We start from the raw sequence: 12,753 nt of genomic DNA, 5'->3' as shown, positions 1-12,753 counted from the left end.
CCTCAGATCGGACCCGACCTCCCCGGCGCGGCGGCCGGGAGGACGGGCGTCGGTCGATGGTCATCGACGAAGCGCTCGCCATCGAGCCGCATTCGGGTGGCGCGGGCGAACCCGCTGAGGATGCCGCGCAGCATGGCGCGATCGGCGGCGCCGCGCCGCGCGTGGCGGGCATGGCGCACCGCCCGGACGACCGTCCGCTTGAGCAGCACGAACAGCATCGCGACACCGGACGCGGGGCGGAACCGCACCCACTTCGCGGTCATCGCGCCGAGGCCGAGGCCGTACCCGCGGTAGAGCCGGGTGTACTCCTCGCCCTCGCGCGTGTTCACGTGGTGCACGACGGCGCGCTCGTCGCGGACGAGCACGAATCCGGCGGCGATCACCCGGCAGAAGGCGTCGAGGTCCTCGGCTCCGGCGAACTCGCGCCCGGCTCCGAGCACGTCGTCGAACCCGCCGATCCGGTCGACGGCCTCGCGGCGGAACGCCATGAGGGCTCCGTGGCCGCCGTCGAGCCCGCCGAGGATCCGTTCGATGCGGTCGACCCGGGCGGGGGCCGGATCCGTGCCCGACGCGGTGACGAGCGTGTGGTCGAGCATGCGTCCGGTGACGACGCCGACGCGCGGGTCGTCGAAGTTCCGCAGCACGGCGTCCGTCCAGCCGTCGAGCGCCACGCAGTCGTCGTCGGTGAACAGCACGATCGGCCGGTCGGTCGATGCGACGCCGAGGTTCCGCGCGATCGAGAGGCCCTTCACGTCGGACCGCACGACGCGGACGCCGGCCGAGGCGGCGGCGTCCATGGTGGCCGTCGTGGTCGAGGCCGAGTCGACGACGATGACGTCGACCGCCGGGGGCGTCGCCGCGACGATGGACGCCAGCGAGCGCGCCAGCATGTCGGCGCGCTCGCGCGAGCAGACGATCACGGCGAGCTCACTCGGCGACGGCATGGCCCGCTCCTTCCGCTGCGGTCGGTCGGGCGACGGATGCCTCGAGCTCGGCGAGCCCGATCGCCGCACGGTAGGCGCCGACCAACGTGACGTTGGCGGCCGCCCAGGTGAGCTCCTCCGCGTGCGCGAGCGCGTTGGCGCGCATGCGGGCCAGTGCCGCCGGGTCGGCCGAGAGCCGGTCGAGCTGCGCGGCGAGCGTCGCGACGTCGCCGGGACGGTGCAGCAGTCCGTGCACGCTGTCGGTGAGCAGCGCGCCGGCGGCCGTCGAGACGAGCGGGACGCATCCGGCGAGCTGCGCCTCGTAGGTGACGAGCGCGCTGCCCTCCTCGACGGTGGGCAGCAGCAGGACGTCGGCGTCGGCGAGCACGGCCCGCGGATCGTCGGCGAATCCGCGGTACTCGACGCTCGGGTGGTCGAGCATGGCCTGCAGGGACTCCCGGTAGGCGGGCACCAGCGAACCGTGGATGAGGAACCGCCCGCCGTCGCAGGCGCTGCTCGACAGCCAGGCGCGCAGCGCATGGTGCAGGCCCTTGCGCGGTTCTCCCCGCCCGAGGAACACGGCCGTGAACGGGCGGTCCGGGCGTCGCTCCGCGACCGGGCCCGGTTCGGGCCGCGCGCCGTACCGATGCCGGAGCAGCCGCTCGGGCGCGAGGCCGCGTTCCGCGAAGGTGTTCGCCACCGTCTCGGAGGGCGCCAGCACGGCGGTGGCCGCGGCCCACTCCCGCTCCTCGATCGCCAGGCGCTCGGAGTTGAAGGTGTGCGAGGCGCCGTGCGGCATCTCGATGCCGAGCAGCTCGATCTCGCGGGCGACCACGGCGTAGGCGTGCGCCGTGTGGGTGTTGGGGGCCTCGCGCACCGAGGCGATGCCGAGTTCGCGCGCGGACTCGCAGGTCCGCCGGCAGCCGAGCGGCCATCCGTGGACGATGTCGGGCGCGAGCCTGCGCAGGAGGCGTTCGGCTCGCCGGTCGTGCAGGTCGTAGGCGCGATCGCCGCCGAGCAGGCGGTGCGGGACACGACGGCCCGCGATGCTCATCGTCGTGTGGCGCGAAGCGGCGCCGTCGACCGGCTTGGCGAATGCCGCGGCGACGACGTGGACCTCGTGCCCGTCGGCGATGAGCTCGACGACCTGGTTCCAGGCGGTCCACCCGATGCCGGGCGCGCCGATGGGATGAGGGAAGCTGTACAGGATCCTCAGTCGATCCTGAGCCCTCGCCGTGCGGTGGGTTGCGTCCGTCATCTGGACCCTCACTCGAGGTGGCTCGTCGGGGTGGACTCATGAGAACCCATGCGACGCCGGCCCCGCAAGGGCGCAGGGCGTCTGGTCGCCGAATCGTCGCGGAGGATTTACACGCTCGCAATCTTCCGAGGAACTGTCGGTAATGCCGGCGATGAATCATGGCGACGTGGGCCGCTCATGCTCTTCGCGGCTCTCGGGCACCGGCGCCCTGTCCTTGTACGCACACGGCACCGATCGTCCGACCCGGAAGGAACGGTCTCGATCATGGACGTTCCCAAGTACCTCCAGACCCTCTGGTCCGCCCGCTGGCTCCTCGTCGTGGGCCTCGTCGTGGCGGTCCTCGCGGCCCTCGTCGCGGGGTTCACCATCAAGGACGGCGCGATCACGAGTCGCGCCGAGCAGACCTACACGGCGGCGACGACCGTGCTCGTCGGCAGTGAGAACAACCCGTTGTTCCAGGCATCCGTGCCCGGCGAGACGATCGAGGAGGGCACCACGGCACCGACCGAGCAAGATCTCTCGTCGACCGCGGTCGTGTACGCCTACCTCGTCACCGGCTCCGAGATCTCCGAGCGGGTGCAGGCGGAGGTCGGCGAGTTCGCCGATGACGAGTCGCTCACCGCCGTGCGGCGGACCACGCAGCCGGCGGGCGACGAGTCGTTCCCCGGTCGGCTCAGCCTGCCCATCCTCGACATCGTCGGGGTCTCGAGCGATCCCGCCCGCGCCGAGGAGATCTCGCGGACCGCGAACGACCTCTTCCAGGACTACGTGCTCGAGGAACAGGAGGAGGCCGGGATCCCCGAGGACAACCGGGTGGAGCTCACCACGGTCAAGGAGGGCGACGCAGTGGCGGAGCCGGGTTCGAATCCCGCCATCCCGATCCTCGTCACCGGGCTCGGGGTGTTCCTGCTCTTCGTGGCCCTCGCGTTCGTGCTCGACGCCATGAAGCGGAGCCGTCGACGCCGGCGCGACCGCGCCCGCACGGGCGGCACGACCCCGGCGGAGTCCGCGCCCGGCGACCCGGAGGCGACACTCGATGATCGCGAGCTGCAGGAGGTGCTCGAGGGCGAGCGGCGCTCGGTGCTCGCCGGCGACTCGCGTCCGGACTGATCGTGGCAGGCTCCGCCGAGGCGCCGCCCGAGGCGCCGGCCACGTCTCGACCAGACGCGCCGCCGCGCGGTCGGCGGGTCGATCCCGGCGAGGCGGCCCGCACCGACCTCCGGGCGACGGTCGCGACGGCCGTCGTGACGTTCGCGGCGATCGGGTCGGCCTTCGTCCTCCCGCCGATCGTGGCGGGCGGTGCGATGCTCGCGGTCGCGCTGCTGTACCTGACCCGCACGCTGGTGTTCAGCTGGACGGGTGGCCTGGTCGCCCTCGCAGCGATCGTCATGCTGGTGCCGATCCGCCGGTACGCCCTGCCCATCCCGCTGCCGTTCGCGCTCGAGCCGTACCGGGTGGTGATCGTCGCGCTCATCGTCGCCGTCGGGGTGGCGCTGGTGGTCGATCCGTCGTTCCGGTGGCGGCCCGTGCGGTTCGGCTGGCCGATCGGGATCTTCCTGACCACGATGCTCGCGTCGCTGTGGGTGAACGGCGCCGGGCTCGCCGAGCAGGGCCTCGTCGGGGGTGCCATCGGTGCATTCGTCAACCTGCTGCTCCTGCTCAGCGTCCTGTTCACGACGCGGCAGCTCCTGCGCGAGGAGCGGCACGTGATGCTCCTGCTCACGTTCCTCGTCTGGGCGGCCGCGGCCGTGGGGTTCCTCGCCCTGGTCGAGAAGGCGACGCGGGTGAACGTGTTCCTCCTGCTCGGCAACGTGCTGCCGCTCACGCTGCTGCGCGAGGAGGGCGAGTCGCTGCGGGCGGGCGGCGCCCGGGCGTACGCGTCGGCGCAGCATCCGATCGCGCTCGCGGTGCTGCTGTGCATGCTGATCCCGATCGCGATCTACCTGGCGAAGTACGCGGGCTGGCCGCGCAACGAGATCAACCGGCGCATCGTGTACGGCATCGCCGTCGGGATGATGCTGCTGGGCGTGGTGGCGGCGATCTCGCGGACGGCGGTCATCGTGCTCGTCGTGATGTTCCTGCTGACGCTCATCCTGAGACCCCAGTTGGCCGTCGCGCTCGGGCTGTTGGCGCTGCCGTTGGTGCTCTTGGGCCTGGTGGTCCAGCCGAAGATCTTCGGCGAGATGATCGGCTCCTTCTTCGACGTCGATTCGCTGATCGCGTCGCAGTACACGTCCGCCGGATGGGGCGGGGCGGGGCGACTCGCCGACCTCGAGCCGGCGATGCGCGAGGCATCCGCGTTCCCGTTCTTCGGCACCGGGCTGGGCTCGCGCATCGTGATCGGCGAGGATCGCAACGCGTACATCCTCGACAACCAGGTGCTCGGGACCCTGCTCGAGACGGGAGCGCTCGGCGTCATCGGGCTCGCGGTGTTCGTGCTGACCCCGCCGATCATGCTGCTCGTCTTCGCGTTCCGGTCGAAGGCGGCTCCCCGCCACACGTTCCTCGCCTTCGCGATCGCGATCTCGTGCGCCGGGTACACGGCGGCGCTGTTCTTCTACGACGCGTTCGGCTTCATGCAGACCTTCCTGGTGCTGTGCCTGCTGCTGGCCTGCGGCGCGTGGCTGCTGACGGAGGCGCCGGATCCGACGCCTGCACCGGCGCCGGCACCTGCGGAGACCCGCCGATGACGGCGCGGATGAGCGTCGTCATCCCGGCGCACCAGGAGGCCGCGCTCATCGGCCGGATCCTGCGGCGGATCGTGCGCGAGGACCCCGACGGCGCGATCGAGATCGTCGTCGTCGCGAACGGCTGCACCGACGACACGGCCCAGGTCGCGGCAGCCGTCGATCCGCGGATCACGGTCGTCGAGCTGGCCGAGGGGTCGAAGACCGCCGCGTTGAACGCGGGCGACCGCGCCGCCTCGGCCTTCCCGCGCGCCTACGTCGATGCCGACGTCTCGATCTCGGTGCCCACGCTGCTCGCGCTGGCCGATGAGCTCGACCGCCCCGGCGGCCCGCTCGTCGCCTCCCCGCGCTTCCACGTCGACACGAGCGGCGCATCGGCCGCCGTGCGCGCGTACTACCGCGTGTGGGCGCTCTCCGAGTACCGCGCCACGGGCCACATCGGCTCGGGCGTCTACGCCGTGTCGGAGGCCGGCCGCGCGAGATGGGACGAGTTCCCCGACGTGATCGCCGACGACCGGTTCGTGCAGCAGCGGTTCGTGCCCGACGAGCGGGCGACCCTCGAGCGCGCGTCGTTCACCGTGCGGGCGCCGCGCACGTTCGCCGCCCAGCTCGCCCGCGCCACGCGCATCCACGCCGGCAACCGTCAACTGCCGGCGGCGATGCAGGTCGCCGCGCAGGCGCCGGCATCGGATCGCTACGGCGCCCTGCTGCGGCGCGTGGCCTCCCGGCCACGTCTGTGGCCGGCGTTCGCGGTGTACTGCGTCGGGTACGGCGTGCCCATCGTGCGCGCCCGGATCGCGGCGGCCCTCGGCCGCACGACCGGCTGGAACCGGGACGACACGGTTCGCGACGACACGGTTCGCGACGACACGGTTCGCACGGGCACGGTGCGCGCATGAGCGGGCGGGGCGGGCCGACGGCGGAGACCTCCGAGCAGGGGCGCGATCCCAGGCACGAGCACCTCGGGCATCGCGCCTCGCGCGGTGTCGCGGTCACGATGGGCGGGCTCTGGACGAAGACGCTCATCCAGATGGCGTCGACCGTCGTGCTCGCGCGGCTGCTCGACCCCGCCGACTTCGGCCTCCTCGCGATGGTGACGGCGATCGTCGGGGTCGCCGACCTCGTCCGCGACTTCGGCATGACCGGCGCGATCCTGCAGGTGAAGGCGCTCGACGCACGGCTGTGGTCGAGCGTGCTGTGGTTCTCGGTGGCGCTCGGCGTGGTGCTCATGGCGATCATCGCCGCGAGCGCGCCGTTGATCGCCGCACTCTACGGTGAGCCCGAGCTGGTCGTGCTGACACTCGCGATCGCACCGATCCTGCTCGTGAACGGCCTGGCGATGCCGATGCAGGCGAAGGTGCAGCGCGACCTGCGGTTCGGCACGCTCGCGAACATCGACGTGGTGTCGATGGCCGTCGGCGTCGCCGGTTCGATCGCCGCGGCGTTCGCGGGCTGGGGCGTGTGGTCGCTGGTCGTGCTGGCGGGCCTCGGCCAGGTGTACCGGCTCATCGCGCTCTGGGTCGCTGCGCGGCCTCGGTTCGGCCGTCCGCGCATCGAGCGGCGTGTGCTGCCCCTCGTCACGACCGGCGGCAGCATCTTCGGGGTGCAGCTGCTGAACTACGCGGCGCGCAACCTCGACAACGTGTTCATCGGCCAGCAGCTCGGGCCGGCGGCGCTCGGCCAGTACACCCGCGCGTACGCGCTGTTCCTGCTGCCGCTGCAGCAGCTGACGGGGCCGCTCGGGCGGGTGGCGCTGCCGGTGCTGAGCTCGCTGCAGGACGACGGCGAACGGTATCGGCGGTACATCCGCGGCGCGCTGCTCGTGATCGGGTACCTGTCGCTGCCGACCTACGCGGTGCTGGCGGCGGTGTCGGCGCCCCTCGTCGAGGTGCTGCTCGGGCCGGGATGGTCGGCGGCCGCCCAGGTCTTCAGCATCCTCGCGATCGCCGGCGTCGCGCAGGCCATCGGCAACGTGCAGGGCTGGCTGTACATCTCGCTGGGGCGCGCGCACCGGCAGCTCGTCTACTACCTCGTGACCCGGCCGATCGTGATCGGCGGCTACCTGCTCGGGCTGTGGTGGGCGGGTCTGAACGGCCTGGCCCTCGTGTACGGCCTGACGACGGCGGCGCTGCTCGTGCCCGGGTTCTGGCTCGCGATCCGCGGCACGTTCGTGACCGGCGGCGACATCGCGCGCCCGGTGCTGCGACCCGCCCTCGTGACGCCGTTCGTGTTCGCGGCGTCGTGGGCGATGGTGCACGCGGTCGACCTGCTGCCGATCATCGAGCTGGTGCTCGGCGGGCTCGCGGGGCTGGTGCCATTCGCGCTCGCGCTCGCGATTCCCGCGTATCGTCGCGACGTGTCGCAGATCGTCGCGTTCGTGAAGAAGATGCGCAAGCCGTCGGCCGCGGCGCAATCACCGTCACCGTCACCGTCGGCGGGGGATCCCGCGTGAACCGGAGGTCGGGCCGGATCGCCGCGGCCGGGGCGCTGCTCGCGGTCCTGCTCGCCGGGTGCACGGCGCAGCCAGAGCCGACGGATGCCGCTCCCCCGGCCTCACCGACTCCGACGTCGGCCGTGGCGGCGGTGGAGCGGTTGACCGCGGTCGGCGATTCGATCACGCTCGGGGTCAATGCGTGCGGCGAGGTCGCGCGCTGCCCCGAGGCGGCGTGGGCCACCGGCACGGATGCCTCGGTCGAGAGCCTCGCCGCCAGGCTCGCGGCCGAGACCGGCGTCGCGCCCGAGACCTCCGTCGTCGCCGGTGAGGGAGCGCAGATGGGCGACCTCGTCGACGACGTGCCGGCGATCGTGGCCGGTGCCCCCGACCTGGTCGCGATCCTGCTGGGGGCCAACGATGCGTGCGCGACCTCGCTCGACGCGGTGACCTCGGCGGCCGACTACCGAGAGGCGGCCGAGTCGGTGGTCGGCGGCATCGCCGACGCCCTCCCCGAGGCGACCGTGCTCGTGCTCTCGGTGCCGGGTGTCGGACGCCTCTGGGAGCAGGGCAGGCAGGTCGACGCGGTCGTCGCGACGTGGGAGCGCTGGTCGGCGTGCGCGTCGATGTTCGCCGATCCGACGTCGGATGCCGCCGACGACGTCGACCGCCGGGCGCAGGTCGAGGCGCGCATCGACGAGTACGACTCCGCCCTCGCCGAGGTGTGCGCCGCCAGGGCGAACTGCCGGTTCGACGGCGGCTCGGTGCACGACATGCCGATCGAGGCGGCGGATGTCTCGACGCTCGACTTCTTCCACCCGTCGGCGGCGGGCCAGCGCCAGATCGCGCAGGCCGCGTGGGACGCGCTCACCGCGGAGCCGGGTTCGCGGTAGCGGGTCCCGGGGCCGGCACGGGGGTTCGTCCGACCCCGGGACGTCGAGTCGGCGTCGGCTCAGGCGGCCGCGTCGAGCACGAACGGGGGTGCCGCCACGCGTTCGGTCGCGCGCGATGCGGCGAACTCGAGGTCGGCGGCGGTCAGTTGGTCGGCCTCGCGCATGATCGCCAGGTCGCGGCGCTGGAGTTCGGCGCCGATCTGCAGTTGATGGTCGTCGACGTGTTCGCGGTGCGCCGCGCGGCGGGGCACGAGTACGGGGAACTTGCCGTGCTCGAGCGCGGTGATGGCGGCGCCGGTGCCGCTGTGGGCGATGACCACGTCTGCCTCCGCCACGGCGTCGGAGAGTTCGCGGTGCGGCACCGAGGCGCGAGCGCCGGTGATGCCGAACGGCGTGACGTCCTGCGGCCCGGTCTGCCAGAGCACCTCGTCGCAGTCCGCGAGCAACGGCACGAGCGAACGGTAGAGCCGGTCGAAGCGGTAGCCGTCCTGCGTGCCGACGGACACCACGGCTCGTCGAACGGCTCGCGGAGTCCGCGCCTCGACCGGCTGGTAGGCGTCGAAGATCGAGCCGCGGTACTGCCAGCGTTCGCTCGCCCACGCCGGGTACTGCGTGAACGTCGGGATGCCTCCCGCGAGGGTGATGAGTCGGCCGCTGACGCTGGGCCCGTCGGCCCGGGCGGCGCTCTCGATGTAGAACGACGGGATGCCCCGTGAACGCGTGAGCGGCAGGAAGGCGACGGCGGGGCTCGATCCGGTGCTGATCGCCCGCTCGAAGCTGCGTTCACGGAGGATCCGCTTCGCGAGCATCCGGATGCGGAGGATGTTCAGCGCGTCGCGGGGTGCCGCGAAGGGCGCGTAGATCACCTCGCGGTCGGCGAGGATGCTCCGGCTCAGGGCGTTGTCGAAGGTCACCCAGGTCTGCTCGGCGCGCGGGATGCCCATGCGCTCCGCGAGCGTGTGCAGTTGCTTCAGGTGTCCGCCGCCGGAGCAGACGAGCAGGGTCGAGGTCATGCCGGGAGTCCCCTCGGTCGGTGGGAGGTCAATAGGCGCCGTCGCGACCGACGACCGCGCGGACGGTGCGGAGGAGGATCAGCAGGTCGCTGGTGACCGACCAGTTCTCGACGTAGTAGAGGTCGAGCTTGACGCTCTCCTCCCAGCTGAGGTCGCTGCGCCCGCTGACCTGCCAGAGTCCCGTGATGCCGGGCTTGATCAGCAGGCGACGGCCGACGCGTCGCTCGTACTGCTCGACCTCGGCCGGCAGGGGCGGGCGCGGGCCGACCAGGCTCATGTGGCCCAGGAACACGTTCCACAGCTGCGGTAGTTCGTCGAGCGAGTACTTGCGCAGCACCCCGCCGACGCGGGTGACGCGAGGGTCGTCGCGCAGCTTGAACAGCACGCCGTTGCCGTCGTCGCCGTCGGCGGCGACGAGTGCCAGCCGCGCCTCGGCGTCGACCACCATCGAGCGGAACTTGAGCATCGTGAACCGTGCGCCGTGCGCGCCGACGCGTTCCTGGCGGAAGAGCACGGGCCCCTCGCTGTCGAGCCGGATCGCGAGCGCGACGACCGCGAACACGGGTGCCAGCACGACGAGCGCGATGCCCGCGACGATGACGTCGAAGACGCGTTTCACGGAGTGGCTGAACCCGCTGTACTGCGGCAGGTCGACGTGCACCATCGGCAGCCCCTCGAGGCGCCGGAAGTGGATGCGGGGGCCGGCGACGTCGGTGAGTCGCGACACCAGGATGAGTTCGACCTTCGAGTTCTCGAGGTCCCAGCCGAGGTCGCGGATCTCGCCACGGCCCCCCGGGAGCTCTCCGGCGATCATGACGGCGCGGGTGCGGGTGCGGCGGACGATGTCGACGAGCCGTCCCCGCGCGATCCGGGGCAGGTCGGCGACCGTGGGTGCGCGGTCGTCGTCGGTGAGCACGACGCCGATCGGCCGGTACCCCGACTTCAGGTTGCGTTGCAAGCCGGCCACCGTGCGTTCGACCTCGGCTCGCGGCCCGACGACGATCGCCCCGGTGAGCGCGCGGCCGGCGCGTCGGAGGCGCTGCAGCGAGTGCCGCCAGAGCATGCGTCCGACCAGCAGCAGCACGAGCCCGACGGGCAGGGCGACGCCGAGGTATCCGCGGGCCAGGTCGACGCCCGAGAGGTAGGCGAGGATCGCGACCGCCCCGAACGTGATGAGCGTCGCGTTCGCGACGCGCTGGTACTCCGTCACGCCGACGCCGATGATGCGCTGCTCACGGGATCGGAGCGCCGACAGCGCCGCGAGCCAGAGGCCTCCGATGCCGGCTCCCGCGACGAGGTAGCCGAGGTCGAGCCCCGCTGCGGCGAGCCCGCCGGGATCGACGCCGAAGCGGACCACCTGGGCGATCAGGAGGGAGCTGATCACGACGAGGGCGTCGGTCGCGACCAGCGCCCACGCCAGCTTGCGCGGCCAGGCGAGGGTTCGAGGCTGGTAGACGACGCTCGTGCGGAGGTCGTCCCGGGTTCGACCCACCGCGGCGAGCGTCGGGATCGAGCGGGTCGGATTTCGAGGTGCGGCAAGCGCTGATTCGGACATCGCATCTTCCCTGGCGTCGAACTCGGGTAATCGGAACCTCGAGTCGTCGACCGACGCGAGGAGCGTCGGCGGTGACGGGCGGTGGTGCGTGTTCGGGGGAATGTGCGATCTGCCGAGGGTTCGGGTCATCGGCGATGTGGAAACCCTACGGAATCCCGGCCGGCGCCGGAACCTCCGGCGCACCGGATTTACCCGTTCGATCGGTGCCCGTCATCGGCCGGTCACATTGCGGCCCGAAGTGCCAGTCGCATGACCTCCCGGTGACGCGCCTCCCACGAGTTGTCCACGATGAACCGCTCGCGCTCGGCGTCGCTCGTTGGCCCGTCGGCGAGCGCCGCGTCGACGACGTCGGCGAAGTCCGACACCGACGGCACGAGGTGCACACGCTCTCCCAGGCCGCGCACGGGAGGCAGGTCGATCGAGATCACCGGCGCGCCCGCCGCCAGGTACTCGTACACCTTGAGCGGGCTCATCGCCTCGGTGAGCGGCGTGATCCGGTGGGCGAGGAGCGTGAGCTCGGCGTTGCGCAGGGTCGCTGCGAGTTCGCTGCGCCCGACGCCGCCGTGCACGTGCACGTTGGGCAGGTCCTCGATCGTCGTGAGGTAGCCGGGGTCGGGCTGGGGCCCGAGGAGGACGATCTGCAGGTCGGGGCGACGGCGGGCGAGCACGTCGAGGCCCTCGACGTCGAGCCGGGAGTCGAGGGTGCCGACGTAGACGGCTCGCGGGGTCGGGATGGCGTCGAACCAGTCCGGCGCGGGCGGCTTCGGCCCGAGCCATTCGGCCGGTTCCACGCCGTTGGGCACCACGAGGTGCGGACCGGTGGGCGCGATCCGGTCGATGATCTGCTGGGAGACCGCGGCGACGGCGGTGCCTTCGGCGGCCATGCGGCGATAGGCCTCGCGGTAGGCCGGCCAGTACTCGCGCCGGGCCGGCGAGCTCGACCAGTCGTCGCGTCCGAAGTACGTGACGGGGCCTGCCCAGTCGAAGTCGCCGAAGCCGGCGACGAGCGGGTTCGCCGTCAGCACGAGCGGCGACGACAGGCCGCGTGCCGCGCGCCCGATGCTGCGCGAGTACGCGCGGTAGCTCCGCTCGACCCCGGCGCGGTGGACCGGGTCGTGTCTGGTGGGTCGCAGCGGGGTGTGCAGGATGCGCCCACCGCCCGTCGGGAACGACGCATCGACTCGGAGCATCCGCCTGGCGGTCGCCGACGGCGCCCATCGCCAAGGGTTCGCGACGACGAGCCGGCGCACGTCGGCGCGCTCGATCAGGTGCTGCGCGAGCCGATCCGGCGGACGCATCATGCCGCGCGATCGGGCGTCGCTCCAGGTCTCGTACGAGAACGTGAAGACCGCGTCGAATGCGCCGGCGCCCGGTTCGGCCACCCCGGCGTGCTCGGATCCGACGAGGTCGTGCGCGCTGGTCATACGACGAGGCTCCGGACCACCCGGGCGGGGCTGCCGACGGCGACCGTCCTGGCCGGCACGTCTTCGCGCACCACGCTGTTGGCGCCGATCACGGCCCCCGCGCCGATGGTGACCCCGGGGAGCACGACGACGTTCTGGCCGAGCCAGGCACCGCGTCCGATCCGCACCGGTTCGACCCGGGCGAGGGGTTGGTCGCGGATGAAGCTGCTCGGGTCGTCGAACCCGTGGGAGTGGTCGGAGATGTAGACGCCGCGGGCGATGCCGACGCCCTCCTCGATGACGACGCTGGCGACCGCCGTGATCGAGGTCTGGTTCATCCGCACCCGGTCGCCGATCTCGATGACGGGGGCGGCGTGGTCGCGCCGCGGCACGAGCAGCCAGGACCCGGCACCGATCAGCGCGCCGTCGCCGATCGAGATGAGGTCGGCGTTGCCGACCCGGAACGGCAACAGGATGCGAGAGCCCCGCCCGAACCGGTGGAAGCCGCCGGCGACGATCCGGCTGTAGGCGGCATCGCGTGCCCGCTGGAGGGCGAGCATCAGGTCGAGTCCGTTCACGTGGCTCCTCCG

11 protein-coding genes are annotated in these 12,753 nt (G+C 72.3%); 5 read left to right on the top strand and 6 right to left on the bottom strand.

Annotation, left to right across the window (positions count from 1 at the left end; translation table 11 throughout):
• Positions 1–2: 2 nt before the first annotated feature.
• Both ELQ40_RS05575 and ELQ40_RS05570 read right to left on the bottom strand, forming a co-directional pair.
• Complete coding sequence (locus ELQ40_RS05575; protein WP_127792796.1) at positions 3–944, bottom strand: glycosyltransferase family 2 protein; 942 nt, start codon at positions 942–944, stop codon at positions 3–5.
• Positions 928–2,181, bottom strand: coding sequence for a glycosyltransferase family 4 protein (locus ELQ40_RS05570; RefSeq protein WP_127792795.1), 1,254 nt, complete (start codon positions 2,179–2,181; stop codon positions 928–930). Before ELQ40_RS05570 ends, ELQ40_RS05575 begins: the two co-directional genes overlap by 17 nt.
• 264 nt (positions 2,182–2,445) lie before the next feature.
• Between ELQ40_RS05570 and ELQ40_RS05565 the strand changes: the two genes are divergently transcribed.
• The 5 genes from ELQ40_RS05565 to ELQ40_RS18745 are packed head-to-tail and all read left to right on the top strand — an operon-like array spanning position 2,446 to position 8,192.
• On the top strand, positions 2,446–3,291 hold the full coding sequence (locus ELQ40_RS05565; RefSeq protein WP_127792794.1) for a hypothetical protein: 846 nt from the start codon (positions 2,446–2,448) through the stop codon (positions 3,289–3,291).
• Between the two features lie 2 nt (positions 3,292–3,293).
• Positions 3,294–4,871, top strand: a complete 1,578-nt coding sequence (locus tag ELQ40_RS18755; RefSeq protein WP_164863483.1) for an O-antigen ligase — start codon at positions 3,294–3,296, stop codon at positions 4,869–4,871.
• Positions 4,872–4,879: 8 nt separating this feature from the next.
• Complete coding sequence (locus ELQ40_RS18750; RefSeq protein ID WP_164863482.1) at positions 4,880–5,767, top strand: glycosyltransferase family 2 protein; 888 nt, start codon at positions 4,880–4,882, stop codon at positions 5,765–5,767.
• On the top strand, positions 5,764–7,320 hold the full coding sequence (locus ELQ40_RS05555) for a lipopolysaccharide biosynthesis protein (RefSeq protein WP_164863481.1): 1,557 nt from the start codon (positions 5,764–5,766) through the stop codon (positions 7,318–7,320). The genes ELQ40_RS18750 and ELQ40_RS05555 overlap by 4 nt, the downstream gene beginning before the upstream one ends.
• Positions 7,317–8,192 carry a GDSL-type esterase/lipase family protein gene (locus ELQ40_RS18745; RefSeq protein ID WP_164863480.1) on the top strand — a complete coding sequence of 292 codons (876 nt, stop codon included), beginning with the start codon at positions 7,317–7,319 and terminating at the stop codon, positions 8,190–8,192. Before ELQ40_RS05555 ends, ELQ40_RS18745 begins: the two co-directional genes overlap by 4 nt.
• A 59-nt stretch (positions 8,193–8,251) precedes the next feature.
• Here the strand turns inward: ELQ40_RS18745 and ELQ40_RS05545 are convergent, their stop codons facing one another.
• The 4 genes from ELQ40_RS05545 to ELQ40_RS18740 all read right to left on the bottom strand — a co-directional run bounded on the left by ELQ40_RS05545 (position 8,252) and on the right by ELQ40_RS18740 (position 12,741).
• Positions 8,252–9,205 (bottom strand): glycosyltransferase, encoded by a 954-nt coding sequence (locus ELQ40_RS05545; protein ID WP_127792791.1) that lies wholly within the window; start codon positions 9,203–9,205, stop codon positions 8,252–8,254.
• Positions 9,206–9,233: 28 nt separating this feature from the next.
• The gene (locus tag ELQ40_RS05540) at positions 9,234–10,697 is read right to left on the bottom strand and encodes a sugar transferase (RefSeq protein ID WP_164863479.1); all 1,464 of its coding nucleotides are present in this window, start codon (positions 10,695–10,697) and stop codon (positions 9,234–9,236) included.
• 284 nt (positions 10,698–10,981) lie between these two features.
• A complete protein-coding gene (locus ELQ40_RS05535) occupies positions 10,982–12,184 on the bottom strand; it encodes a glycosyltransferase (protein WP_127792789.1) in 1,203 nt (400 codons plus the stop codon).
• Positions 12,181–12,741, bottom strand: coding sequence for a DapH/DapD/GlmU-related protein (locus ELQ40_RS18740; RefSeq protein ID WP_164863478.1), 561 nt, complete (start codon positions 12,739–12,741; stop codon positions 12,181–12,183). Before ELQ40_RS18740 ends, ELQ40_RS05535 begins: the two co-directional genes overlap by 4 nt.
• Positions 12,742–12,753: the final 12 nt, after the last annotated feature.

Source organism: Agromyces sp. LHK192 (assembly GCF_004006235.1).
Classification (GTDB): domain Bacteria; phylum Actinomycetota; class Actinomycetes; order Actinomycetales; family Microbacteriaceae; genus Agromyces.
This window is presented reverse-complemented; position numbering and strand designations above follow the sequence as displayed.

Coding starts and splice junctions, on each gene's coding strand:
- ELQ40_RS05575 (WP_127792796.1), bottom strand. CDS start 944: ATGCCGTCGCCGAGTGAGCTCGCCGTGATCGTCTGCTCGCGCGAGCGC.
- ELQ40_RS05570 (WP_127792795.1), bottom strand. CDS start 2,181: ATGACGGACGCAACCCACCGCACGGCGAGGGCTCAGGATCGACTGAGG.
- ELQ40_RS05565 (WP_127792794.1), top strand. CDS start 2,446: ATGGACGTTCCCAAGTACCTCCAGACCCTCTGGTCCGCCCGCTGGCTC.
- ELQ40_RS18750 (WP_164863482.1), top strand. CDS start 4,880: ATGAGCGTCGTCATCCCGGCGCACCAGGAGGCCGCGCTCATCGGCCGG.
- ELQ40_RS05555 (WP_164863481.1), top strand. CDS start 5,764: ATGAGCGGGCGGGGCGGGCCGACGGCGGAGACCTCCGAGCAGGGGCGC.
- ELQ40_RS05545 (WP_127792791.1), bottom strand. CDS start 9,205: ATGACCTCGACCCTGCTCGTCTGCTCCGGCGGCGGACACCTGAAGCAA.
- ELQ40_RS05535 (WP_127792789.1), bottom strand. CDS start 12,184: ATGACCAGCGCGCACGACCTCGTCGGATCCGAGCACGCCGGGGTGGCC.